We start from the raw sequence: 24,344 nt of genomic DNA, 5'->3' as shown, positions 1-24,344 counted from the left end.
TGCAATTGAATATGAACAATTTACTATCAATCATTAACCTTAAAAAAACATGAAGCTTCAAACAATTGATGTTTTGATACTTTTGGCATATTTAGCCACGATGATTTTCATTGGCTTCTATATGCGGAAAAAAGCGAAGGAAAATAAAGATAGTTATCTGATGGGTGGGAAAAAATTGCCATGGTATATGCTTGGCTTGAGTGATGCTTCGGATATGTTTGATATTAGTGGTACAATGTGGATGGTTAGTCTTTGCTTTGTTTATGGTTTAAAAAGCATCTGGATTCCTTGGCTTTGGCCAGTTTTTAACCAAGTTTTTTTAATGATGTTTTTGAGTAAATGGCTAAGACGAAGCAATTCAAATACGGGAGCAGCATGGCTTCAAACCAGATTTGGAATGACTGGACAAGGCGTGAAAAGTTCACAAATTGTGGTTATTGCATTTGCTTTGCTGAGTTGTTTTGGGTTTTTAGCTTATGGATTTGTGGGTTTAGGAAAATTCATTGAGATTTTTATTCCTTGGCATATTGTGAAAGATTATGTACCATTTGATATTCCTGCTAAATATATTCCACATTTTTATGGAATTATATTTACAATTATTGCAACATTTTACTCTGTTTTAGGAGGTATGCACAGCATTGTTTTGGGGGATGTGATTAAATATAGTATCATGATTATCGCTTCAATTTCAATTGCCGTCATAGCAATGAACCATCTCAATGGCAATACTTTAGTGCTACCCAATGGCTGGGATAGTCCATTTTTTGGATGGAATTTAAACCTTGATTGGTCGAAAATTAGGCCAGAAGTGAATGATAAAATTGCTGCTGATGGATATGGCATTTTTGGACTGTTTTTTATGATGATGCTCTTGAAAGGGGTTTTTGCATCATTGGCTGGGCCTGCTCCAAATTATGATATGCAAAAAATATTAAGTACAAGTAGTCCAAAAGAAGCCAGTAAAATGACTGGTTTTGTGAGTATCATTCTACTTCCTGTTCGATACTCAATGATTATTGGCTTGACTGTTTTAGCATTATTATACTATAATCAATTACATATAAAAAATCCTTTAGGCGAAATTGATTTTGAATTAATTTTACCCGAAACAGTCAATAAATTTATGCCTGTTGGTGTGCTTGGAATAGTTCTAACTGGACTGATGGGTGCATTTATGGGTACATTTAGTGGCACACTCAACGCAGCACAAGCATACATTGTAAATGATATTTACTTAAAATATATTAACCCAAATGCCAATAATAAAAAGACAATTTCGATCAACTACATTGTTGGCATTGCAGTAGTTATTATTGGAATTATTTTAGGTTTTATGGCAAACAGTGTCAATGAAATTTTGCAGTGGATTGTGGGAGGTTTATATGGCGGTTATGTTGCTGCCAACTGTTTAAAATGGTATTGGTGGCGATTTAATGCCAATGGCTTTTTTTGGGGAATGGCTGCTGGAATTATAGCGGCATTAGTGATGCCATATCTTACCACAGGTTTACCTTTATATTGGTGGCCACTTTTATTTATAATCTCTTTAGCGGCATCTTTCGGTGGAACATTTTTAGCACCGCCTACTGATGAAAAAGTTTTAAAATCTTTCTATAAAACAGTTCGTCCTTGGGGATTTTGGCGACCAATTCATGATTTGGTTTTGAAAGATGAACCTACATTTAAAGCAAATGAAGGTTTCAAAATAGATATGTTTAATGTGGTTTTAGGTATTATTGCACAGCTTTGTCTAACAGCCTTACCTATGTATTTTGTATTAGGGATGCATCTCCCTTTACTATTTGATATAGCCATATTGGCATGTATTATTTTCATTTTGAAATTTACATGGTGGGATAGGTTAGAAGATTAACGTATATAGATGAATAGAACTGGCAAATGACGAGTTAAGAATTTCGAATGACGAATTAGGAAAGAAAATCTAAAAAAAATTAATAAAGAAAAGTTATAAATAAATGAACTTTATGAAATCAGGATGCCGTTTCTAATTCCTAATTCCTAATTCCTAATTCCTAATTCCTAAAATTTACTCAAAACAATCAATTTTTATATAAATGACCACATTTGAAAATCGCTTTTCGGCTCTTACAAAAGCTTATGAAGAACTTTTGGGACGTAAAAACTCGAAAGTAGCTCTTGGGAATGGGATTTATGACAAATATGAATTCCCAATTTTAACTGCCGAACATGCCCCATTAATTTGGAGATATGATTTGAACCCACTGACAAACCCTTACTTGATGGAAAGGTTTGGTATTAATGCAACTTTCAATTCAGGGGCAATAAAATTTAATGGAAAATTTATTTTAGCAGTGAGGGTAGAAGGAATGGATAGAAAATCTTTTTTTGCCATTGCAGAAAGCCCAAATGGAATTGATAATTTTAAATTTTGGGATTTTCCAATTACAATGCCAGAAACAGATATTCCCGATGGTAATGTATATGATATGAGGTTAGTTGCTCATGAAGATGGTTGGATTTATGGGCTTTTTTGCACAGAACGAAAAGATCCAAATGCAAAAAAAGGTGATGAATCATCAGCCATTGCTCAATGTGGTATTGCACGCACAAAAGATTTGAAAACATGGGAGCGTTTACCAGATTTGAAGACACCTTCACCACAACAAAGAAATGTTGTACTTCATCCTGAGTTTGTTAGTGGAAAATATGCACTTTATACACGCCCACAAGATGGGTTTATAGAAGCTGGAACTGGAGGAGGAATAGGCTTAGGATTTACTGATTCAATGATGAATGCCAATGTTGAAAAAGAATATATTGTTGACGAAAAACATTATCATACCGTTTATGAAGTAAAAAATGGACAAGGCCCAGCACCTCTAAAAACACCAAAAGGTTGGTTACATTTAGCACATGGCGTTAGAAATACTGCCGCCGGACTACGATATGTTTTATATGTTTTTATGACTGATTTAGTTGATTTAACCAAGGTAATCTATAAACCAGCTGGCTATTTTATTGCTCCCGAAGGAAATGAAAGAGTAGGAGATGTATCAAATGTTGCTTTCTCAAATGGCTGGATTTTAGATGAAGATGGAACCGTTTTTATCTATTATGCTTCTTCCGATACAAGGATGCACGTGGCTACTTCTACCTTAGACAAATTGATGGATTATTGTATCAATACTCCTTCTGATGGATTTCGTTCTGCTACTTCAGTTGAGAGATTGAAAAATATTATTGAAAAGAATTTAGCCTTATAAATTTAATAATTTCAGAAAAGATATAATGGATAAGGCTACATTTAAGGCTGAAATTTACACTGAATTGCAAAATATACTTCAATTTTGGCTGAACTATTCTTTTGATGATTCTTATGGTGGGTTCATTGGGAAAATGGATAACGAGGGGAAAAATTTTCACCATGCCGAAAAAGGTAGTGTTTTAAATGCAAGAATCTTGTGGACTTTTTCTGCAGCATATAACCAAAATGATGATTCAAAAATACTTGATAGACTTCAAGCGGCAACAAGAGCTTTTCAATATATCAATCAACATTTTAGAGATAAAATTTATGGGGGTGTGTATTGGTCGGTAGATGCAAAAGGTAACCCTTTGAATACTCGTAAACAAATTTATGCTTTAGCTTTTACTATCTATGGTTTGTCTGAATATTATAAAGCTACTCAAGTACAAGAGGCTTTAGATTTTGCCATCGAATTATTTGAATTAATCGAGTTGCATAGTTACGATAAAATTACAGATGGATACAATGAGGCTTTTACACAAAGTTGGGAGATAATTGAAGATTTAAGGTTAAGTGAAAAAGACCGTAATGACCCCAAAACAATGAACACACATTTACATATCATTGAGGCCTACGTCAATTTATATAGTGTGTGGAAGAACAGTTTTTTAGCCGAAAAAATCAGATGTTTATTAGATATTTTTGAATATAAAATAATCAATCACGAAAATTTTCATTTGGGTTTATTCTTTGATAACGAATGGAAAAAGCAATCGGATGCAATTTCTTATGGTCATGATATTGAGGCTTCGTGGCTTTTGCTCGAAGCCGCCGAAATATTGAAAGATGATGATTTAATAATGAAATGGAAGAAAATCGCACTAAATATTGTAAATGCTGCTTCTGAAGGATTAAATGAAGATGGAAGTTTAATTCATGAATTTAATCCAACAAATCAACATTTTGATAGTCATCGAGAATGGTGGGTGAGTGCCGAAGGCATGGTTGGATTTTTGAATGCTTATCAATTGGCAAACGATAGAAAGCAATTAGAAAAAGTATTTCAGTTATGGAGTTTTATAAAAAAATATTTACGTGATACACAGCAAGGTGAATGGTTTTGGGGTGTCAATAGTGATTATTCAATAATGAATGAGGAAGATAAAATTGGTTTTTGGAAATGTCCTTATCATAATGTTAGAGCTTGTTTAGAAATACTAAAAAGATTGTGAAAAAAATGTAGATTTGCTTAATCAAAAATTCTATTCAATCTATGAAACATTTTATATTTTTATTATTTTTATCTGTAAGTAATCTTACCTCTTTTGCTCAATTAAAACTTGCTCGTTTATTTTCAGACCATGTTGTACTTCAACGACAAAAACCAATTCCTGTATGGGGGTGGGCAAATCCAGGTGAAAATGTAAAAGTGGCATTATCCAATCAAATCCAAACTATTCAAGCTAATGCTAATGGTAAATGGGTAGTGAAATTTTCGGCAATGGAAGCAGGTGGGCCGTATTCAATGCAGGTCTCAACAAATACAAACAAAATTGAAGTTAAGGACATTTTGATTGGTGAAGTTTGGCTTTTATCAGGACAATCAAATATGGAATGGACTGTTAAACAAGCAAAAAACTTCAAAGAAGAGCAAAAAAATGCTAATTTCCCTCAGATTAGACATTTCTTCGTTGAACATGAAGTTACAATACAACCCCAAGCTGACCTAAAATCAGGTAATTGGCAAATAAGTTCAGCACAAACTGTAGGTGATTTTTCGGCCATAGGTTTCTTTTTCGCTCGTGAATTGCATCAGAAATTGAATATCCCAATTGGTCTGCTTCATGCATCATGGGGTGGCTCTCAGATCGAAGGTTGGATAAGTAAAGAAGCGATGCTCACTAACGATGAACTCAAAAATTATGCAAATAATCTACCGAACAATTGGGCGGAGGCTGATAGTTTTCATGACAAAAATGTTCGTAAGAAACTTTTTGGAAGCGATTTTCAACCAAGTACAGCAGATGAAAAAAAATATACTGAACCGAACTATGACTTTTCAAAATGGGTGAATACTGAAAGTCCACTTGGACAATGGGATTGGAAAGGAATTTGGGCATTTCGTGGCAAAGGGTATATGGCTCGGACAATTGAAATATCAGATGAAATGAGCAAACAAGAAACTACATTGGGTTTGGGGGTACAAGATAGTTTCAACGAAATATATATTAATGGCAATATGATTGCTGCTGGAGTTTTTAAAGGAAATCGAAAAATAACGATACCTGTAAATACTTGGAAAGCGGGTAATAATCAATTAATTATCAAGTTTGGAAGTAGGCTCGATCCATCATGGTATGGTTTAGGTTTAGAAGGCACAAATGAAGATTTATATGTAAGTTCATCATCTGAAAGAATCAATATTGCTAAAGATTGGAAGTTGATGCCATCTTTTGCTGAAAAACATGAATATGTACATTCAAGTAATAATATTGGTACAACCATTTTTAATGGTATGGTTGCTCCTTTAATTCCTTTTTCCATTCGTGGAACTTTGTGGTATCAAGGAGAGTCAAATGCAAGTCGAGCATATCAATATCGACAAAGTTTTCCATTAATGATTAATGACTGGAGAAAACAATGGGGTGAGGATTTTTCCTTTTATTTTGTACAATTATCAAGTTTTGGAGCTAACCAAGATAGTAATCAAGGAAGTAATTGGGCTGAATTACGTGAAGCACAAGTCATGACACTAAATCTGCCAAAAACTGGCATGGCTGTAACTATTGATGTTGGGAATGAAAATGACATACATCCAACCAATAAGCAAGATGTAGCGAAAAGATTGGCAGCAACAGCACTAAAAAATGATTATTTCCAAGATGTTTTACCAAGTGGACCTTTATACCAATCTGCTAAGTTTGAAAAAGATAAAGCGATAATAACATTTAAATTTGCAGGAAATGGCTTGATAGCAAAAGATAAGTATGGGTATTTAAAAGGTTTTGAAATTGCAGGTGAAGACAAGGTTTTTTACTACACAAAAGCCGAAATAATTGGCGATAAAGTAATAATTACGCATCCTAAAGGACAAAAACCATTAGCTGTGAGGTATGCTTGGTCAGATGCTCCAATAGAAGCAAATTTATTTAATAGTATAGGTTTTCCTGCTAGTCCGTTTCGTACAGATAGTTGGAAATCAATGACTTTTGGACAAAAATTTGAATAGTAATGAAAAATTAAAAAGGATTGATATTGGTTATCAATCCTTTTTAAGTACTTCTTCAGTTGGCTCAGTAACTTTTAATGTATCACTGTAACTTGGGTAAATATAATCCTCTGGATTATAATTTTCATTAGAAACTACTAAAACAATAGCATTTTCTGTGAAGTTTTCAAGTGTATGCCAGTCTTGAGGTTCAAGTACTAAAACTTTGTTTGGTTCATCTAAAGTAAATACGAATTTTTTGTTTGGTGTTTCAACATAAATATCACAAGTGCCTTGCACACACATCAAAGCTTGCCATGCTTTAATATGTCTATGTCCTCCACGGGTTTCGCCATCAGCATTGGAAATGTAAAAGATACGTTTGAGCGTGCCTGGCAGAACATTCTCAAAAACGGTCAAATCTCCTCTGCTACTTGAATGTACTGGTAAAGTAAAGAGTTTGGGCATAGATTTTATAAAAGATTATGGAAATGTCAATTTTTCCATATTTTGTGTTTGTTTGATTCAATTTGGATTATACTTGTAAACTTAGTAAAAAAATAATAATTTTTTATCACTTTTTTCTTTTTTTGAAATTTATATATTAATTTCTTGATTTTTTTTAATTAAAAATAAAAAAAATGAATATTTATAGTTATCTATTTTTTAATAATTTCAGGCAAATTACTTAAAACTCAGATTTATAATTTTATTTCTCTTTGAGATCAAAATATGGTAAATTTAATCACTCGACATACGCTTAATATTTAATTTAAGAAAGTAGAATTTAGTAGATGAGGAATTTATAAATTTTCATATTGCATTCAAATCCTATTCTTTATTATTCTTTCACATCAATTGTTTGAATACTTCCATCTGGATTATAATTCAATTCTGCTACTTTAATGTTTCTTAAATGAGTTTTGTTTGAAATTAGCGTATCATGGTAGTAAATATACCATTTTCCTTTAAATTCAACAATTGAATGGTGATTTGTCCAACCACTCACAGGTTTTAAAACAATTCCTTTATATGTAAAAGGGCCATAAGGAGAATCACCGATGGCATAACAAATATTGTGAGTATCGCCTGTTGAATAGGAGAAATAGTATTTCCCTTTGTATGTATGTACCCAAGCTGCTTCAAAGAAGCGTTTATCATTGTTATCTTCCAAGAAAAGATTTCCATTTTCATCCAAAATCTTTACCTCTTTCACTTCCTCAGAAAAACTTTTCATATCAGCTGATAGTTTAGCAATTCTTGGTAATCTTGCTTGTTCTCCTTTTTTAGGGTACTTGGCATTTGCTTGATAAGTGTTTTTATTCCAACGATGCAATTGTCCACCCCAAATGCCGCCAAAATAGATATAAAAACTTCCATCTTTATCTTTAAAAACACATGGATCAATGCTATAACTTCCTTTTATTGGCTCTTTTTCAGCTTTGAAAGGCCCAACAGGATTTTTACTCGTAGCAACACCTATTCGGAAAATATCTTCTTTGTCTTTGGCTGGGAAATATAAATAATAGGTGCCGTTTTTAAATGCTGCATCAGGAGCCCAGAGTTGTCGTCCAACCCAAGGAACATCATTGATTGCGAGTGCAACTCCATTGTCTTTTGTTTGAGATTGTGGTGAGTCCATCGACAAGATATGATAATCTTTCATATCAAAAAGTCCTCCATCATCATTTTGTGCTGTTGGAGACTCAATATCATGTGAGGGATAAATATATATTTTTCCGTTAAAAACATGTGCAGAGGGATCTGCTGTGAAAATGTGGGAAACCAATGGTGGTGAAATAGGCTTTTTTGATTGTCCAAAAATATCTAATACTCCAAAAAGTAGGAGAGGGACAACAGTTGTTTTGAAGATATTCATATTGATTTTTAAGATTTAAAAGTAAAACCTATAAAGGATACCTTACAGGTTTTTAAAAATTTTGAAGAATTACTTAAAATCCAATGGAGTTTCCACCATCAACAGGAAGAGAAACACCTGTGATATACCGAGCTGCATCAGACGCTAAAAATACAGCAGCCCAACCAATATCAGAAGGTTTCCCAAATTTCCCCATTGGCGTGCGATTCAATGCACGATTCATGCGGTCAGGGTCGCTGCTCATGGCTGTTTTCATCATATTTGTTTCGATAAATCCAGGTGCGATTGCATTTACCCTTACATTATGTGGTGAAAATTCTGAAGCTAAAACTTTTACCATGCCTTCCAAACCTGATTTTGATGCGGCATAAGCTACCACTCTATCAATACCATAATAAGCAGCCATAGATGAAATCATGATAATTGTACCACTTTTGCGAGCAATCATGCGAGCAGCACAAGCACGAGTTAGTGCAAAAACTGCATTAAGATTGGTTTGAATAATCCGATTAAAATCTTCATCAGAAACCTCTAATGCAGGTTTTTTCATATTGATACCTGCGTTATTAACCAATATGTCAATTGGACCATGAGCTAATTCGATATTATTGACCAAGCCTTCTAGAGAAGATAAATCAGTTACATCATTAACAAAATAGTGAGCGTTTTTACCTAATTGCGTAACTGCTTCTTTTAAAACATCTTCTCTACGTCCAGTAATAATAATTCTCGCCCCAGCGTAAGTCATGCACTGAGCAATTTCAAAGCCAATGCCACTTCCGCCACCTGTAATCAGGATTAGTTTTCCTTCTAAAGAGAAGGCTGTTTCGTGAGAATGATGGTGTTGTACCTTAATTGGTACTTCTGATGTTGATAGGTTAGTCATCTTAAATGATAAATTTCTGTTATTTTTTTTACGTCTTCTAAAGTTCTATTTGGTGGAGTGAGTGAGCTTGGAATAGGCATCTTTGTGTATTCCTTAAAATACAAAACACAAGCATCTCGCCACCAAATGGCTTCTTTTTCTTGAATTTTGAGCCTTCCTTTTACACTTTGGAATGTTTCAGAATCAATTTGATTTTCTACAGTTTCCCATTTTTCTTGTAAATCTTTTACTTGATTTACACCATTATAATAGCGGTAACAAAGTTCTTCCCACAAAGTATTACCTGTACTTAATTTTTTGTTCCAAGGAATGTGGTGAAACCAAAGCAAATAATTTAAATTGCATTTGTCAGGATTCCCCCAAGAATCATTTATTTGCTTTGAATAAAGATTCAAAGCATTACTTAATTTGCCAGTACGGTCAAAGCCTAAACCTACTGAATCGGCTCGGTGATAATAAACAGAAGTCCAATCAAGACGACCTGCTTTTGAAAGCCATGGCTCAGGTCCATAATGATGCCCTTCTCCCATCATGTGGTGTAATCCAAGTGGGTAAGTATAACTGATATAAGTTGGTAAAGACTTTTGCATAATGTCATTAATCTGCATTTTTGATTTTTCATCATTGGTCAACGTCATACCTATCCATTCTTTGGCAATTTGTTCAGAACTAAGCGTATAATCCCAAGCAAGGCGACCAAATGCATACCAGTTTGCTTGGTTGAATGGATGCCCACACCAATTAGCATCAGAGCCAGTATTGGCAACTCCAGCCATTAATGAGTTTTGGTTATTGTATAAGCTTCCATCTATTACTTTTGAAACTTCAGAGCCTTTACCTTTGGCGTAAGTGTCAGTATCAAGGCACTCTTTAAACATTGGTGCTAAATAGGTTAAATGCGTTGATTGCCCTAAATATTCCTGAGTTATTTGAAATTCCATGGCAAGAGGCGTATTTGAAAAACCACCAAACATTGGATGAAATGGTTCACGTGGCATAAAGTCAATTGGACCATTCTTTACTTGAACAATCACTTTTGGATCAAATTTTCCATCTAATGGCTTAAATTGTTCAAATCCTTCTTTAAATCTATCTCCATTAGGATCGGCATTATAAACAAATGCACGCCAAATGACAATTCCTGAAAAGGGTTTCATGGCTTCTGCCAACATATTTGCTCCATCGGCGTGTGTTCTTCCATAATCTTGAGGGCCAGGCTCTCCTTCAGAATTTGCTTTTACTAAATATCCACCAAAATCTGGTATATATTGATGAATTTCTTTCGTTTTTTCATTCCACCATTTATGAACTTCGGGGTCGAGTGGGTCAGAAGTTTTTAGTCCTCCTAATGTACGTGGAGATCTAAAATTGACTGAAATGAAAACTTTGATTCCGTAAGGGCGTAAAACATCGGCAACTGCTTTTATTTTTTCAAGATATTCAGCAGTTAAGAATCTTGAACTTGCATTGACATTATTGATAGAAGTAGCATTAATACCGATTGAAGCATTGGCACGAGCATAAGCAATATATCTTGGGTCAATTCTAAAAGGTAGTTCATTCCATTTCCAAATAGAAGAACCAGCATATCCACGCTCAACTGTTCCATTTGCATTATCCCAATGATTCAGCATTCGGATTTTTATTTTTGGACTGCTTATAATAGAGATATTTGTTAAAGATTGTAAGGTCTGAATTTTTCTCAATAATTCAAACGAGCCATACAAAACACCAACTTCAGTTTTTGAAGAAATCACAATATTTCCACCTTTGGCAAATATAGCAAAACTGCCGTCAGCAAGATTTTGCGTCAAAGTCTGATGATTAGAAACTTCAAGAATAATTCCTCCTGTTTGATTTTTAGCTTCAAGTATGATGGAGGCTTTCTTGCCCAATAAGCCTTCAATTCCAGTTTTTAACTCATCTGATGCTTTGGAGATTATTTCATTTTTGAAATTACTTACCGATATAAATTTTGTATGTTTAGAAAATTGTTCTCTTTGTTGAACATTTTTAATTAGATCATATTTTAGCCATAAACGTGAGCCATCATCAGCAAAACTTAGATGATTAATTGTTGCTAAAATTAATATGAGTAGATATTTCTTCATTATAATTAAATTATTTGACTCTTTTTTCTAATAAATCCCACTGATTACCATATAAATCTTCAAAAACTGCAACAGTTCCATAAATTTCTTCAACAGGCTGACGAACAAAATGGATGCCTTTAGTTAGCATATCATTATAATCTCTCCAAAAATCATCTGTATATAAAAATAGAAAAACTCGGCCACCAGTCTGATTGCCGATTCTGTTTTTTTGTTCGTCACCTACCGCTTTTGCCAATAAAAGAGACGTTTCTTTTGAGTTTTTTGGGGCAACTAAAACCCAACGTTTGGTTGAACTTAAAATGGTGTCTTCAATCAAATTGAAATGCAGTTTTTTGGTGTAAAAGTCAATAGCTTCATCATAATCTTCTACTACCAATGCAATGTGGGCGATGCTCTGATTCATTTTATTGTAGATTTCTTTCAATAGACATTTGTAAACCTCTTAATTCTGCTAAACCTTTCAAACGTCCGATAGCAGAATATCCAGGATATGTTTTTTTATTCAAATCATCCAACATTTGGTGGCCATGATCTGGTCGCATTGGAATTGAAATATCACCTTTTCCTGTATTTTTTCTATGATTTTGCTCTTGTAAGATGGCTTTTACGACTTCGTACATATCAACATCACCCGCAAGATGTGCTGCTTCATGGAAGTTTAATGGATTTTCTTCTCTTTTAGTTGTTCTTAAATGAATAAAGTGAATACGTTCACCAAACCTTTTGATTATCTTGGACAAATCATTGTCTTCACGTACTCCTAAAGAACCTGTACAAAAGGTGATACCATTAGCAACAATATCACAAGCTTGCATTAATTGGGCTAAATCATTTTCTGTACTTACAACTCTTGGCAAACCCAATAAAGATTTAGGCGGATCGTCGGGATGAATGCAAAGATTAATGCCAATTTCTTGAGCGAATGGAGCAACTTGTTGGATAAAATAGTACAAATTTGCTCTAAGTTCAGCATCTCCAATATTCGCATAATTATCTAATAATCCTTGAAAAGTGCTTAGATTAAAAGCTTCTTCCGAACCAGGAAGACCTAAAAGTGCTGTGTTTTTGAGTGTTTCTATTTCCTCTGCACTCATTGATTCAAATTTATTTTTTGCCGATTCTCGCAGTTCTATTTCATAATCTTTCTCGGCATTTGGACGTTTAAGAATATACAAATCAAAAATTGCAAAATCTTCCCAAACAAATCTTAGTGCTTTTGAACCATCGGGCATTTCATAATTTAAGTTGGTACGTGACCAATCTAAAACAGGCATAAAATTATAACATACGGTTTTTATGCCACAGATTGCTAAATTTTGCAATGATTGTTTATAGTTTTCAATAAAATACTCACAACTTGAAAGACCTTTTTTGATGTCTTCATGCACGGGTAAACTTTCAACCACCAACCATTTTAGCGGAGAATATTTATTATTATCTTTTTCTATTATTTGAATTCTTTCTTTGATGGCTTCTACAGTCCAGATTTCTCCAACAGGAATTTGGTGAAGTGCCGAAACAACTCCCGTACAGCCTGCTTGACGAATATCCATTAAAGAAACTGGGTCGTTTGGCCCAAACCAACGCATCGTGTGAGTCATTTTTTTAATTTGGAATTTAGAATTTGGAATGACGAATGAAGAGTTATGAATGACGAATTTTGAATGATTAATAGCAAAAAAAATTAATGTGCTGATAATTAATTTAATGAGTTTTTATTCATGAATCTTCATTCGTCATTCAAAAATCGTCATTTATTTAGTGTTATTCTTTGTGCATTCTTTTGTGCTTTCAACGCAAGTTCTGTTGCTAAGAAACAATGCTCTTGAGTCATAGCAGTTTCGGTTCTATTTAGGATATCATCTACTAATTGAGGCCCATAAGGCAAGTTTTGAGCTGAACAATCAAAATATTTGGTTTCTTTATTATCAGTTAAAAATAAATGACTTCCGCCTTCACGGCCTCCAATATCAATATTTTTACGAATTTCTATAAAGCCTTCTGTACCTAATATTGTTAATCTACCATCGCCCCAAGTTTTTAAGCCATCAGGAGTAAACCAATCGACACGGATGTAGCCCATTCCGCCATCACCACGAAGCATGGCGTCACCAAAATCCTCAAATTTAGGAAATTCTGGATGATGTACATTTCCAATTTGAGACGCAACCACAGTTGCTTGCTTTGATCCTGTAAAATAAAGATACTGGTCAAATTGGTGTGAAGCAATATCAGTAATAATACCACCAAACAAATCTCTATCAAAGAACCATTCTGGTCTTGTTTTAGTGTTCATGCGATGAGGTCCAAGTCCAATTGTTTGAATGACATTGCCAATTGCACCAGCCTTTACTAATTCACCAGCTTTTACAGTTGCCTTATTTTCAAAGCGTTCGCTGTACATGATTGAATAAATTCTACCTGTAGCTTTTTGTACTTTACGAACTTCGGCGAGCTGTTCGAGTGTAGTTATACCTGGTTTATCAGACATAAAATCTTTACCTGATTTCATTACTCGAATGCCCAAAGGAGCTCTTTCCGATGCAATTGCCGAACTTAAAACAAGTTGAATAGATTTATCTTCTAAGATTTCATTCTCATCTTTTGCTAATTTAGCCTCTGGAAAATTTTTAGCAAACTTGGCGATTAAGTCAGCCTCTTTGGCAAAATAAGAAACTAGCTCTCCACCCCCTTTTTTTACTGCTCTGACTTGGCTATTAATATGGTCATGATTCATGCCTATCACTGAAAAACGAATACGTGGATTTTCATAGATTGGCTGTTTTGTAGCGATAACTTTTTCAGTTTTTAAATGCCCAAATTCAAGGTTTTGGAACATTGGTATTGCCATCAAGCCAGCAGCAGCAGAGCTTGTTTTTTTGAGGAAGTTTCTTCTATTATTATTATCCATTTTTAAGGAAAGATATGAGATTCGAGATATAAGATCACGAGATAGTGTAAGTTTTTTTACTTTTCTCCAATCTTGTATCTCATATCTTGAATCTAAGTTTTACATTTTAATATAATTTGTACCATAAGGAGCTCTCTGAGGACGAGAAAGCATGGCATTAGCCTCATCATCACCCACAAAACGCTCAGTAGTTGGATTCCAAGTTAGTTTACGAGGCAATTTCATGGCAATATGGCTAATTAAGCAAACACTACAAGCTCGATGACCAATTTCTACTGGAGAAATGGGTTCTTTTCTGCTTTGAATACAATCTAACCAATTGCCATGCTGTTCATCACTTTTGTATAAATGAATTTCGTTTTCACCGATAACTGATTCAAGGATTTTTGGGTCACTTGCATCTAATGCTTTACTACTCTTGGCCTTTGAAACTGGGTCACTTGCTGAAGCAACATAGTCACCTCTTGATACAAAAATCCAGCCTTCTGTTCCTTCATAGCGAATTCCATTCGGAAAGCCTCCGCTGGTGTACATGGTTACGCCATTGGCATAATCTGCTTTTACCATAAAATCCCCATGAACATTCCACAAGCCTGATTTTGGAAATTCTGCAACTGCTTGAACTGAAGTTGGACCAGTATATTCGGTATCCATTCCCCAAGCTGCCGAATCAAAATGGTGCTGTCCCCAGCCTGTAATCATTCCTGCTCCAAATTGTTCGACTCTCAACCAGCCAGGTCGGCCATAGCCAACTTGTGGATGAACCCCAATTTCGGTATAAGGAACTTCAGGTGTTGAACCTAACCACATATTATAGTTAAAACCTTTAGGTACAGGCATGGCAGGAGCAGATGGGCCAGAAGGATCGCCTGGAAGTCCAACTTTTACAGTATGTAACTTGCCAATTCGACCATTTCTTACCAATTCGGCTGCAATCCTGAATTGAGGTGATGAACGTTGTTGTGTGCCAACTTGGAGTATTTTTCCGGTTTTTTTAATGACATCACTCAGTATTCGCCCTTCAGCGATAGTAAGTGATGTTGGTTTTTGTAAGTAAATATCTTTGCCTGCCAGTGCAGCCTCGATTGCGGGTTGAGCATGCCAAAAATCAGGTGTACTAATGATTACCGCATCAATATCTTTATTGAGGAGCATTTCACGATAATCATCATACATTTTAACATCTACATAATTATCCTTCCCAGTTTTTTTCTTGTAATAACTTTCAACCAATAATTTTCCATCCTTCAAACGATTGCTGTCTAAATCGCAAACAGCCATCATTCGTGCTGCATCATGTTGCATCGTACCAACCATATCATGGTCTCTACCAATGCGACCGCAACCAATTTGTCCAATATTAATTTTATTACTTGGTGCATTTTTACCGAATACTGATGAAGGTACAATTGTTGGAATGCCAATTGTAGCAGCCACTACGCCCGTGAGTGTTTGCCCTAAAAATTTTCTACGTTCCATTTTTATATTAGATAGGTTTGAATGATGCTTTTTTATTCTGATTTATACTTTTCAAATTGTTCAGCAATTTTAGCTGAAACAACATCGCCCGAATGTACAAGTACTCGGTATTTTAATTTGATTGTTTGCCCTTTTTTTAAACTTGTTTCTTTGTCATTTTGAGGCCAATACATTGGGGTAGGTGAAAAGAAACCATAGTCACGAGTGAACCACGGCGATGGATACCACTCGTTGGATGGGTGCTGAAAAATAGCCATTCCTTCAATTTTGTCACCTCTTTTGCCATAAAAGTCTATCCAAGAAGATTTTTTTCCAAAAGTTTCTTTTTCGCCTTTATCTCCGTTGGCATTAATCATTGTTCCCCCGTTAATGACAGCAAGGTCAGCATCCATTCTACCACTAAAAAGTGAGTGATTGGTTTTTTCAATTTGGACATCCATCAACATTTCCATCGAAATGTCAAAATCAATTTGAAAAAGTTCTTTCGACGGTGCAGTAATGGTAATTTTACGAAAATCTTTAATTGGAGCATTGGCATTTGGTCTTCGCCAAATACATTCATCTTCAATCACAACTTTATCAGCCCCAGATTCAATAATATCCGCTCTTAATGAAATAATTTGTCCTCTTTCTAGTCCTTCTTGCCAATAATTTCCTCCATTTACCTTGTCACAACCAAAAAACAATGAACTATGATGCGGATAATTTCCATTTCTCATGGAGGTCACGCTTGAATTAGAAGGCCCATTCACAGGAAAAAAGAATGGATATTTTTCATCTTCAGAAAAAATATAACTCGTAAAAAGATTATTATTGATACTAATATCAATTTTTGAGTGAAATTTTTGGGCGATAATTTTAGTTTGTCCAAAAGATTTGAGACTAAAAATACCTAAAACTAAGATAAAGACTAATTTAATTTTCATAATTAATGCTTTGATTTCGCCATTTCTAAGGCTTTGGTGGTGATATAATATTTTACAAGCATATTGGGAACTTCCCACTCTGGTAACTGATTTTTAGCTTGATAATTCAAGAAACGCTCCATTACTTCACCAAAATGTGCTTCATGACCAGTACGGTACAATGCTGGAATTTCAACCAACCATTCGCTCCCATGTTTTATTAAGCTAATACCTGGGTATTTTGCTTTAAGGCCATCAAAAGATTGATTTAACTCACTTTCTGATAGATTTACTGGTTTTATATAAAGTTGAGGTACAAATTTTTCTTCCTTTCCTTGTCTGATTTCGATATTTGCTTTCGAGCCTCTGATAACTGAATAATGTGTATCACCACCTTCAGGAGTGCTATAATTCCACAAGGCACGTAATTTTGTATGAACGCCTTTCATGCTATAGTTGATTTCTCCATTGGCAAATACATTAATCGTAGTATCATTTTTTAAATCTTTTGATAAAAAGGCAGGGAATTTTTTTTCACCCGTTATGGTAGAAAATTGACTGAGAGTCATGGTGGTTGGCCAGCGTTTAGCCGAGTTTATTATAACATCTTTGTTTGCCAATGTAACATTCGGGAAAGTAATCCATTGAGCTAAGTCAACTAAATGAACCATTACATCGGCAATTCCTTCGCCTTGTTGAGAAACATCCATAAACCAAGTAGGACGTTTAAGCGGACTCCCCGACACATATTTATAGAAATAATGTACACTTTCAGTAAATATTGCTGGATTCGCCGTTGTTCCCTTTTCTAATTTACCAAAAATGGCAGGTGTTTGTGATAATTCTTTTTGCAAAACGGTGGTAATTTCTGAGCGTTCTGTCATAATATCATAGAGTAAAACATTATTTTTCTTAGCCGCTTCAAAAGCTTTTTTCAATAAAGCATAACCTTTTGCATCAATACACATGGGTTTATCTCCCAAAATGTGCATACCCGATTCGGCTGCCTTTAGAATATATTCTGTTTTCTTTTGATTATTTCCTGCTAAAATCAATACGCTATTTTTTGCAGTTTCACCCTTATTTTCGGCAATCATTTTTTCAAAGAAATCATTGCCTTGATAAACTTGCTCCTGCCATTGAGTTGGATTTTTTGCTCTTGTATTATAACTCTCAATTCGTTTGAGATGGTCTTGTAAATCTTGCCCTGCTGGAGCGTAAACATTTACCACTGATTCAACATTAGCATACGTTTTATTTTGTACTAAAGCGGCATGGAAATGACCAGGGTCAAGAGTAATAAATTTCACTGGTTTGTTTTGTGCATAAACTATTGAGTTCATTGACATCAATAGCATTGTAAAATATTTTCTTGTCATTTTATATTAGCTTATTTTATCATCTAAGTTCTAAAAATATTTCTACTTTTTAAAAGTATTTTTCTATTTTGGTTAAAAATATATCAAAAAAAGCGATTATTTTATTATTAAACTATAGTGATGATTTAATAGGTGGTTTAAATTTTAGCATTGAGTTTTGATAACTTTTATAAAAGTAAATCTATCGAGTTTAATGAATAAGGCCAGTCATGTTTTAGCACAACTGACCTTTTGTAACATCATAGTTTAATAGTAGTAGTAAGCGACTCAAATAAATTATAGGTTTTGTAAAAGTTTGTAGCTGTGGAGACGTAAGTGTAATATTAAAAAAGTACAATTGTCGAAGCAATATTTTTTGGTTTTTACATTTTATTGCCGAATGTTTTTGATTGTTTTTTTAATACTTATTTGAATATAGTACATATTAGATGAATATTTAAATGCAATTATCAACTAAATTTCAAAAAAAATGAATTTAATCTATCGGATGCGTTTTCGGAAACGTTTCCGATAGATTAAATTTTACTAGATTAACTTGTAATAATAATGTTTTTTATGGAAATTGTATAAATAATGAATATTTGTATGAAAGTTCTATATGTTTTATTGATTTAACGTTTATTATTAGAATAATACAAATTTTATGGTTGCTTGTGTCAAATGTGGTAAAGTTGATAATATTGTTCGCTCGGGCTTTGTTCGGGGCAAACAAAGGCTATTCTGTAAATCGTGTGAATTGCATTTTTCTGTCAATGCAGCCAATGAACAAGTTAGCAAAAAGCAACATCAAACAACGATTGTTGATATTGCCAAAACCTTGGGTGTTTCTCCATCTACTGTTTCTCGTGCATTGAATAACAGTTCAGAAATTAATGAATTTACACGTACAGAAATTCTTAGGGTAGCCAACGAAATGGATTATCGCCCAAATTTTCTTGCTCAAAGTTTGCATAAAGGCGAGACACATACGATCGGGGTTGTAATTCCAGATATACAAAGACCATTTTTTGCTGGAGTTGTAGCAGGAATCCAAAAGGTGGTTTCTGAGGCAGGTTATCGAGTAATGATTTGTCAATCAAATGAATCACATCATACTGAAACATTAAATGTACAAGCATTGGTTGCCAGTAGAGTCGATGGATTATTAATAAGTCATTCAAAAGAAACCAATAGTTTTGAACACATAAAATTACAACTCAAAAAAGGTATGCCAATTGTACATTTTGATAGGGTTTGTGATGAAGTGGATACAGCTAAAGTGATTCAAGAAGATTTTGCAGGAAGTTTTGCCTTAGTTGAACATTTGATTCAACAAGGGTGTAGAAGAATTGCTGCATGTGCTGGTCCAGAAGATTTATTGATTAGTCAAAAAAGATTAAATGGTTATAAAGCAGCATTAGAAAAATATGACATTCCAATTGATAAAGAATTGATTTTTCATAGTAGTTTTAAAGAAGAGGATTCGCTTACAGCACTGACAGGTTGGTTAGATTTACCTCAAAAACCAGATGGTATATTTAGTGTTCATTATGGAAATGCAATTGAAATGACGGTAGCTTTAAAACAAAAAGGTATAAAAATTCCAAATGAAATTGCTTTAGTTGCTTTTGGAGATGATTTATTGGCTTCGCTGATTGAGCCATCTTTGACAGTTTTTAATCAATTTCCATACATGATTGGACAAGAAGCAGCAACAATTTTGATTGATAATATAATTAATCGAGATACGTTTCAGCCATTTACAAAAACGATTACTGGTCAATTGATTGTGCGGCAATCATCTTTAAAAAATCAATAAAATTTTGTTAACTATCTCTAATACTTTTTTAGCAAATTTGTATTCAATTCCAATATTTTCATTATTCCTAAATTTATTTGATTTAACTTGTGCCTTAGTTCACAACAATTAATTCAAGCGTATTTTTTAGTAAACAACCTTAAAATAAAACCTAATGACCTATCTTGCAAATCCTGCTCGTTATGATAGTATGGAATACCGCCGATGTGGCAAAAGTGGATTAAAATTGCCAGCCATTTCTCTCGGATTATGGCACAACTTTGGAGGAGTTGATGTTTTTGAAAATTACCGAGATATTCTACGGACTGCATTTGACAAAGGTATTACCCATTTCGACTTAGCCAATAATTATGGCCCGCCTCCAGGCTCGGCCGAAGAAAATTTTGGTGTTATTTTTAAGAAAGACTTTGCACAATATCGAGATGAACTAATTATTTCTTCTAAAGCTGGTTATTTGATGTGGCCTGGCCCTTATGGTGAATGGGGTTCAAGAAAATATGTAATAGCAAGTTGCGATCAAAGTCTCAAACGTATTGGACTTGATTACGTTGATATTTTCTATTCGCATAGACCTGACCCAGAAACACCTTTAGAAGAAACGATGGGTGCTTTAGATAGCATTGTTCGTCAAGGAAAAGCTCTTTATGTGGGAATCTCCAATTATTCAGCCGAAGACACAGTAAAAGCTACTAAAATCTTGAAAGATCTAGGAACGCCATGTTTAATTCATCAGCCAAAATATTCAATGTTTGAACGATGGGTTGAAGGAAATACCCCTGTTGGCAGCCTGCTTGATGTATTGGGAAATGAAGGTATTGGGTGTATTCCATTTTCGCCTTTGGCACAAGGACTTTTGACAAATAAATACTTGAAGGGAATTCCTGAAGGATCTCGTGCAGCTCTTGCACATGGATTTTTGCAAGAAAGTGCAATTACGCCAGAAGTGATTGCAAAAATTCAAAGTTTAAATGATTTAGCAGTTGAACGTGGACAAACTTTGGCACAAATGGCTTTGGCTTGGTTGCTCAAAGACCAACGAGTAACGTCAGTATTGATTGGAGCAAGTCGAACTTCTCAATTGCTTGATTCATTGGAGTGTTTGAATAACAAAGATTTTTCGCCAGAAGAATTAACAAAAATTGAAGAGATTTTGAAATAGAGTTTAGGAGTTAGGAATTAGGCCAAAAAGGAAATAAATTCTAAAACAAACAAAATTTATAATTCAATCAACCTAATTCCTAAAATCTAAGCCCTGATACCTTAAAAATATGAATTATAGAAAATTAGGAAAAACAGGCTTTGAAATTTCTGAAATCAGTCTTGGAACTTGGCAAGTAGGCGGCAAATGGGGCGATGATTTCAGTCATTTAACAGCTGAAAAAATATTAAATGCTGCCGTAGATTCAGGCATTAATTTTATTGATACGGCTGATGTTTACGGTGATGGCGAAAGTGAAAAAGCAGTTGGTAGATTTGTTAAATCTCGCTCAGAAAGAATATTTGTTGCAACCAAATGCGGTCGTCAACTCAATCCTCACGTAAATGAAGCCTATCAACCATCCGTTTTAAGGAAGTTTGTAGAAAATAGTCTTAAAAATATGGGGCTTGAGACATTAGATTTAATTCAGTTGCATTGTCCGCCAACAGAAGTTTATTATCGGCCCGAGATTTTTGAATTGTTTGATAGATTGAAAGAAGAAGGCAAGGTTTTGAATTTGGGTATTAGTGTTGAAAAAGTTGAAGAAGCACTCAAAGGTATTGAATATAATAATGTAACAAGTGTTCAAATTATCTTTAATATGTTTCGCCAGCGTCCTGCCGAGTTATTTTTCGAGCAAGCTCAGAAGAAAAATGTAGGAATTATTGTTCGTGTGCCTTTGGCAAGTGGATTATTAACAGGGAAATTTTCAAAGCAATCGACATTCACTGCAGGTGACCACAGAAATTTTAATCGAAATGGAGAAATGTTTGATAAAGGTGAAACTTTCTCAGGCATTGATTATGAAACAGGATTATCTGCGGTAGAGGAGTTAAAAAAACTTTTTCCTCAAAATGATAATTTAGCACCAATCGCTTTACGTTGGATTTTACAACATGAGGCCGTAAGTACAATTATTCCTGGAGCATCTCGTCCCGAACAAGTAACCGCAAATTTAGAATCACTCAGTTTTCCTGATTTGAGCGAAGATCAACTTGTTAAGATTGATTCTATTTATAAGACATACATTAAAAAATCAGTACATCAATTGTGGTGATCACTAAAAGGTCGAATTTTGATTGATGTACTCAAGATGTTCAATTCAATAATGTATCAATTTCAATTAAATTAATTCTTTTGCTTTTATAGAAGTAAAATTAAAAAAATGAAAAATCTTTCTCGTAGAAATTTTGTAAAAAATGTCTCATTAGTTACTGCTGCAACAGCTACTTTTTCGACTGCCGAAGCCAGTGTTGCAAAAGAACTTTTTGTTCATCACGTTTATTTTTGGTTAAAAAATCCAAATAGTGAAGCTGATAAAGCAAAATTATTGGAAGGTTTGGAGAAATTATCAAAAGTACCAACCATCAGAATGGTGCATATTGGTTCACCAGCGTCAACCAATCGATCAGTTATTGAGCGTGGATATGCTGTATCATGGCTTTGCTTCTTTGATAATTTAGAAGAAGAAGAAATTTATCAAAAACATCCAATTCACTTAAAATTTGTTGAAGATTATTCTCATCTATGGGAAAAAGTGATTGTTTATGATTCAATTGGCCCAGTACGTAAATAGCATTTCAATGAAACTATTCAACCCATTAACCTTAACTATAACTTTTTTTCTAACGAATATTTCTTTGACTTTTTGTCAAAATGCAAATATTCGGCTTAATCAAATTGGTTTTTATCCAAATGCTCAAAAAATAGCTGTTTGGGTTGGAGAGAAGCAAGAGTCTTTTTATGTTTTGTCTGCTTCAAAAAAAGATACAGTTTTTAGAGGCAAGTTTTCAGAACAGCGAGTCAATGCCATTTCTCAAAAAACAACACAAATTGCTGATTTTTCAAACTTAAATAAATTTGGGAAATATTTTCTTGCCATTCCTAAAATAGGTGTTTCGTATTCATTTGAGATCAAATCAGCTATTCATCGTGAAGCAGCAATTGCAGCTTTAAAAGGTTTTTATTACCAAAGAGCTTCAACCGAATTACCAGAAAAATATGCTGGAAAATGGCACCGAAAGGCAGGACACCCTGACGATAAAGTATTGATTCATGCTTCAGCAGCCACGGAAAAACGCCCAGAAGGAACGCTTATTTCTTCACCAAAAGGTTGGTACGATGCAGGTGATTACAACAAATATATTGTAAACTCTGGAATTACAGTTGCGACTTTGCTTTCGCTTTATGAAGATTACCCTAACTTTTTTAAGACTTTTGAAGCAAATATTCCAGAAAGTAAAAACAAGATTCCTGATTTATTGGATGAAACTCTATGGAATTTACGCTGGATGCTGACCATGCAAGACCCTAATGATGGAGGAGTTTATCATAAACTTACCAATCCTTCATTTGATGGAATGGTCATGCCTGATGTAGCCATCAAACCTCGATATGTTATTCAAAAAAATACGATTGCAACATTAGACTTTGCTGCTGTAATGGCTCAAGCAAGTCGAATCCTACGAAGTTATAAAAAAGAACTTCCTTCTTTAGCAGACTCTTGTTTAAATGCTTCGATCAAAGCGTGGAGTTGGGCAAAAGCAAATCCTACAAGTGTTTATCGCCAAAATGAAATGAATAAGCTTTTTGACCCTGATATTGTTACTGGAGGATATGAAGACAGAAATGATAGTGACGAATGGATTTGGGCGGCCACAGAGCTTTACATCACAACAAAAGATGAAACTTATTATAAAGCTGTAAATTTATTTCCACCAACCAGCTTACTATTACCAAGTTGGAATCAGGTTCAAATGTTGGCTTATTATTCACTCTTAAGAAGTGAAAATGACCTTACAGAATTAGGTAAAAAGGATTTGCCAAATTTAAAAAATCGTCTTCAGGTTTTTGGAGATGAATTACTAAAAGGTGTTGAAAATCAAGCGTTTAACTCAGTGATGGGAAAATCTGCAAAAGATTATATGTGGGGAAGTAGTTCGCATGCAGCCAATCAAGGAATTGCACTTTTACAAGTATATCGTTACAATTCCGATAAAAAATACCTAAATGGTGCGTTAGGCAACTTGGATTATATTTTAGGAAGAAATGCCACAGGATATTGTTTTTTAACTGGTTTTGGAAGCAAACAAGTGATGTTTCCTCATCATCGTCCTTCTGAAGCTGATGGAATTATGGAACCTGTTCCTGGACTCCTTTCTGGTGGGCCTAATCCTGGTCAACAAGATAAATGTGAAGGCTATCCAAGCAAAATTGCTGATGAATCGTTTTTAGATGTTACTTGTTCCTATTCAACCAACGAAATAGCCATCAATTGGAATGCTCCAATGGTGTATTTAGCAGCTGCTATAGAAGCATTGCAGCAAAAATTTTAGATCATATTCAACCCACTATT

At 34.3% G+C, this 24,344-nt stretch carries 19 protein-coding genes; 9 read left to right on the top strand and 10 right to left on the bottom strand.

Translation table 11 applies throughout. The annotated features are described in order from the left end of the window. Window positions 1–49: 49 nt before the first annotated feature. From ACQUQZ_RS12155 to ACQUQZ_RS12140, 4 genes are all read left to right on the top strand, one after another. On the top strand, window positions 50–1,876 hold the full coding sequence (locus ACQUQZ_RS12155; RefSeq protein ID WP_435355205.1) for a sodium:solute symporter family protein: 1,827 nt from the start codon (window positions 50–52) through the stop codon (window positions 1,874–1,876). A 202-nt stretch (window positions 1,877–2,078) separates the two neighbouring features. Beyond that, complete coding sequence (locus ACQUQZ_RS12150; RefSeq protein WP_435355204.1) at window positions 2,079–3,248, top strand: glycoside hydrolase family 130 protein; 1,170 nt, start codon at window positions 2,079–2,081, stop codon at window positions 3,246–3,248. A gap of 25 nt (window positions 3,249–3,273) precedes the next feature. Then, window positions 3,274–4,464 (top strand): AGE family epimerase/isomerase, encoded by a 1,191-nt coding sequence (locus ACQUQZ_RS12145; protein ID WP_435355203.1) that lies wholly within the window; start codon window positions 3,274–3,276, stop codon window positions 4,462–4,464. A 41-nt stretch (window positions 4,465–4,505) separates the two neighbouring features. Beyond that, on the top strand, window positions 4,506–6,461 hold the full coding sequence (locus ACQUQZ_RS12140; RefSeq protein WP_435355202.1) for a sialate O-acetylesterase: 1,956 nt from the start codon (window positions 4,506–4,508) through the stop codon (window positions 6,459–6,461). 33 nt (window positions 6,462–6,494) lie between these two features. On the opposite strand, the gene ACQUQZ_RS12135 is transcribed toward ACQUQZ_RS12140, so the two are convergent. From ACQUQZ_RS12135 to ACQUQZ_RS12090, 10 genes are all read right to left on the bottom strand, one after another. Further along, entirely contained in the window at window positions 6,495–6,908 is a 414-nt protein-coding gene (locus tag ACQUQZ_RS12135; protein ID WP_435355201.1) for a sugar 3,4-ketoisomerase, read from the bottom strand. Between the two features lie 373 nt (window positions 6,909–7,281). Then, a complete protein-coding gene (locus ACQUQZ_RS12130; RefSeq protein ID WP_435355200.1) occupies window positions 7,282–8,319 on the bottom strand; it encodes a glycoside hydrolase family 43 protein in 1,038 nt (345 codons plus the stop codon). 73 nt (window positions 8,320–8,392) lie between these two features. Then, window positions 8,393–9,205, bottom strand: coding sequence for an SDR family NAD(P)-dependent oxidoreductase (locus tag ACQUQZ_RS12125; RefSeq protein WP_435355199.1), 813 nt, complete (start codon window positions 9,203–9,205; stop codon window positions 8,393–8,395). Then, window positions 9,202–11,316 (bottom strand): alpha-glucuronidase family glycosyl hydrolase, encoded by a 2,115-nt coding sequence (locus ACQUQZ_RS12120; RefSeq protein WP_435355198.1) that lies wholly within the window; start codon window positions 11,314–11,316, stop codon window positions 9,202–9,204. The genes ACQUQZ_RS12125 and ACQUQZ_RS12120 overlap by 4 nt, the downstream gene beginning before the upstream one ends. A gap of 10 nt (window positions 11,317–11,326) precedes the next feature. Then, window positions 11,327–11,722 carry a VOC family protein gene (locus ACQUQZ_RS12115; RefSeq protein WP_435355197.1) on the bottom strand — a complete coding sequence of 132 codons (396 nt, stop codon included), beginning with the start codon at window positions 11,720–11,722 and terminating at the stop codon, window positions 11,327–11,329. Between the two features lies 1 nt (window position 11,723). After that, on the bottom strand, window positions 11,724–12,920 hold the full coding sequence (uxuA, locus tag ACQUQZ_RS12110) for a mannonate dehydratase (RefSeq protein ID WP_435355196.1): 1,197 nt from the start codon (window positions 12,918–12,920) through the stop codon (window positions 11,724–11,726). A gap of 149 nt (window positions 12,921–13,069) precedes the next feature. Next, complete coding sequence (locus tag ACQUQZ_RS12105; RefSeq protein ID WP_435355195.1) at window positions 13,070–14,230, bottom strand: Gfo/Idh/MocA family protein; 1,161 nt, start codon at window positions 14,228–14,230, stop codon at window positions 13,070–13,072. Window positions 14,231–14,329: 99 nt separating this feature from the next. Then, the gene (locus tag ACQUQZ_RS12100; protein WP_435355194.1) at window positions 14,330–15,709 is read right to left on the bottom strand and encodes a Gfo/Idh/MocA family protein; all 1,380 of its coding nucleotides are present in this window, start codon (window positions 15,707–15,709) and stop codon (window positions 14,330–14,332) included. A gap of 32 nt (window positions 15,710–15,741) precedes the next feature. Continuing rightward, window positions 15,742–16,635 (bottom strand): PmoA family protein, encoded by an 894-nt coding sequence (locus ACQUQZ_RS12095; RefSeq protein ID WP_435355193.1) that lies wholly within the window; start codon window positions 16,633–16,635, stop codon window positions 15,742–15,744. A gap of 2 nt (window positions 16,636–16,637) precedes the next feature. Beyond that, window positions 16,638–17,993 (bottom strand): putative oxidoreductase C-terminal domain-containing protein, encoded by a 1,356-nt coding sequence (locus ACQUQZ_RS12090; RefSeq protein ID WP_435355192.1) that lies wholly within the window; start codon window positions 17,991–17,993, stop codon window positions 16,638–16,640. Window positions 17,994–18,636: 643 nt separating this feature from the next. Between ACQUQZ_RS12090 and ACQUQZ_RS12085 the strand changes: the two genes are divergently transcribed. The 5 genes from ACQUQZ_RS12085 to ACQUQZ_RS12065 all read left to right on the top strand — a co-directional run bounded on the left by ACQUQZ_RS12085 (window position 18,637) and on the right by ACQUQZ_RS12065 (window position 24,324). Continuing rightward, a complete protein-coding gene (locus tag ACQUQZ_RS12085; protein ID WP_435355191.1) occupies window positions 18,637–19,791 on the top strand; it encodes a LacI family DNA-binding transcriptional regulator in 1,155 nt (384 codons plus the stop codon). A gap of 154 nt (window positions 19,792–19,945) precedes the next feature. Further along, window positions 19,946–20,950, top strand: a complete 1,005-nt coding sequence (gene mgrA, locus ACQUQZ_RS12080) for an L-glyceraldehyde 3-phosphate reductase (protein WP_435355190.1) — start codon at window positions 19,946–19,948, stop codon at window positions 20,948–20,950. A gap of 109 nt (window positions 20,951–21,059) precedes the next feature. Next, the gene (locus tag ACQUQZ_RS12075; protein WP_435355189.1) at window positions 21,060–22,046 is read left to right on the top strand and encodes an aldo/keto reductase; all 987 of its coding nucleotides are present in this window, start codon (window positions 21,060–21,062) and stop codon (window positions 22,044–22,046) included. A 108-nt stretch (window positions 22,047–22,154) separates the two neighbouring features. Further along, the gene (locus ACQUQZ_RS12070; protein ID WP_435355188.1) at window positions 22,155–22,565 is read left to right on the top strand and encodes a Dabb family protein; all 411 of its coding nucleotides are present in this window, start codon (window positions 22,155–22,157) and stop codon (window positions 22,563–22,565) included. Window positions 22,566–22,572: 7 nt separating this feature from the next. Continuing rightward, complete coding sequence (locus ACQUQZ_RS12065; protein WP_435355187.1) at window positions 22,573–24,324, top strand: glycoside hydrolase family 9 protein; 1,752 nt, start codon at window positions 22,573–22,575, stop codon at window positions 24,322–24,324. Window positions 24,325–24,344 lie beyond the last annotated feature (20 nt).

Origin of the sequence: Emticicia sp. SJ17W-69, assembly GCF_051209875.1 — a bacterium.
Lineage (GTDB): Bacteria > Bacteroidota > Bacteroidia > Cytophagales > Spirosomataceae > Emticicia.
The sequence above is the reverse complement of the archived record's forward strand: the minus strand, read 5'-3'. Positions and strand labels throughout refer to the sequence as shown.

Excerpts from the sequence above, each read along its gene's own strand:
- ACQUQZ_RS12090 (WP_435355192.1), bottom strand. The coding sequence starts at position 17,993 with ATGACAAGAAAATATTTTACAATGCTATTGATGTCAATGAACTCAATA.
- ACQUQZ_RS12150 (WP_435355204.1), top strand. The coding sequence starts at position 2,079 with ATGACCACATTTGAAAATCGCTTTTCGGCTCTTACAAAAGCTTATGAA.
- ACQUQZ_RS12130 (WP_435355200.1), bottom strand. The coding sequence starts at position 8,319 with ATGAATATCTTCAAAACAACTGTTGTCCCTCTCCTACTTTTTGGAGTA.
- ACQUQZ_RS12125 (WP_435355199.1), bottom strand. The coding sequence starts at position 9,205 with ATGACTAACCTATCAACATCAGAAGTACCAATTAAGGTACAACACCAT.
- ACQUQZ_RS12085 (WP_435355191.1), top strand. The coding sequence starts at position 18,637 with ATGGTTGCTTGTGTCAAATGTGGTAAAGTTGATAATATTGTTCGCTCG.
- ACQUQZ_RS12100 (WP_435355194.1), bottom strand. The coding sequence starts at position 15,709 with ATGGAACGTAGAAAATTTTTAGGGCAAACACTCACGGGCGTAGTGGCT.
- ACQUQZ_RS12065 (WP_435355187.1), top strand. The coding sequence starts at position 22,573 with ATGAAACTATTCAACCCATTAACCTTAACTATAACTTTTTTTCTAACG.
- ACQUQZ_RS12120 (WP_435355198.1), bottom strand. The coding sequence starts at position 11,316 with ATGAAGAAATATCTACTCATATTAATTTTAGCAACAATTAATCATCTA.
- ACQUQZ_RS12140 (WP_435355202.1), top strand. The coding sequence starts at position 4,506 with ATGAAACATTTTATATTTTTATTATTTTTATCTGTAAGTAATCTTACC.
- ACQUQZ_RS12105 (WP_435355195.1), bottom strand. The coding sequence starts at position 14,230 with ATGGATAATAATAATAGAAGAAACTTCCTCAAAAAAACAAGCTCTGCT.
- ACQUQZ_RS12155 (WP_435355205.1), top strand. The coding sequence starts at position 50 with ATGAAGCTTCAAACAATTGATGTTTTGATACTTTTGGCATATTTAGCC.
- uxuA (WP_435355196.1), bottom strand. The coding sequence starts at position 12,920 with ATGACTCACACGATGCGTTGGTTTGGGCCAAACGACCCAGTTTCTTTA.
- ACQUQZ_RS12075 (WP_435355189.1), top strand. The coding sequence starts at position 21,060 with ATGAATTATAGAAAATTAGGAAAAACAGGCTTTGAAATTTCTGAAATC.
- ACQUQZ_RS12145 (WP_435355203.1), top strand. The coding sequence starts at position 3,274 with ATGGATAAGGCTACATTTAAGGCTGAAATTTACACTGAATTGCAAAAT.
- ACQUQZ_RS12135 (WP_435355201.1), bottom strand. The coding sequence starts at position 6,908 with ATGCCCAAACTCTTTACTTTACCAGTACATTCAAGTAGCAGAGGAGAT.
- mgrA (WP_435355190.1), top strand. The coding sequence starts at position 19,946 with ATGACCTATCTTGCAAATCCTGCTCGTTATGATAGTATGGAATACCGC.
- ACQUQZ_RS12070 (WP_435355188.1), top strand. The coding sequence starts at position 22,155 with ATGAAAAATCTTTCTCGTAGAAATTTTGTAAAAAATGTCTCATTAGTT.
- ACQUQZ_RS12115 (WP_435355197.1), bottom strand. The coding sequence starts at position 11,722 with ATGAATCAGAGCATCGCCCACATTGCATTGGTAGTAGAAGATTATGAT.
- ACQUQZ_RS12095 (WP_435355193.1), bottom strand. The coding sequence starts at position 16,635 with ATGAAAATTAAATTAGTCTTTATCTTAGTTTTAGGTATTTTTAGTCTC.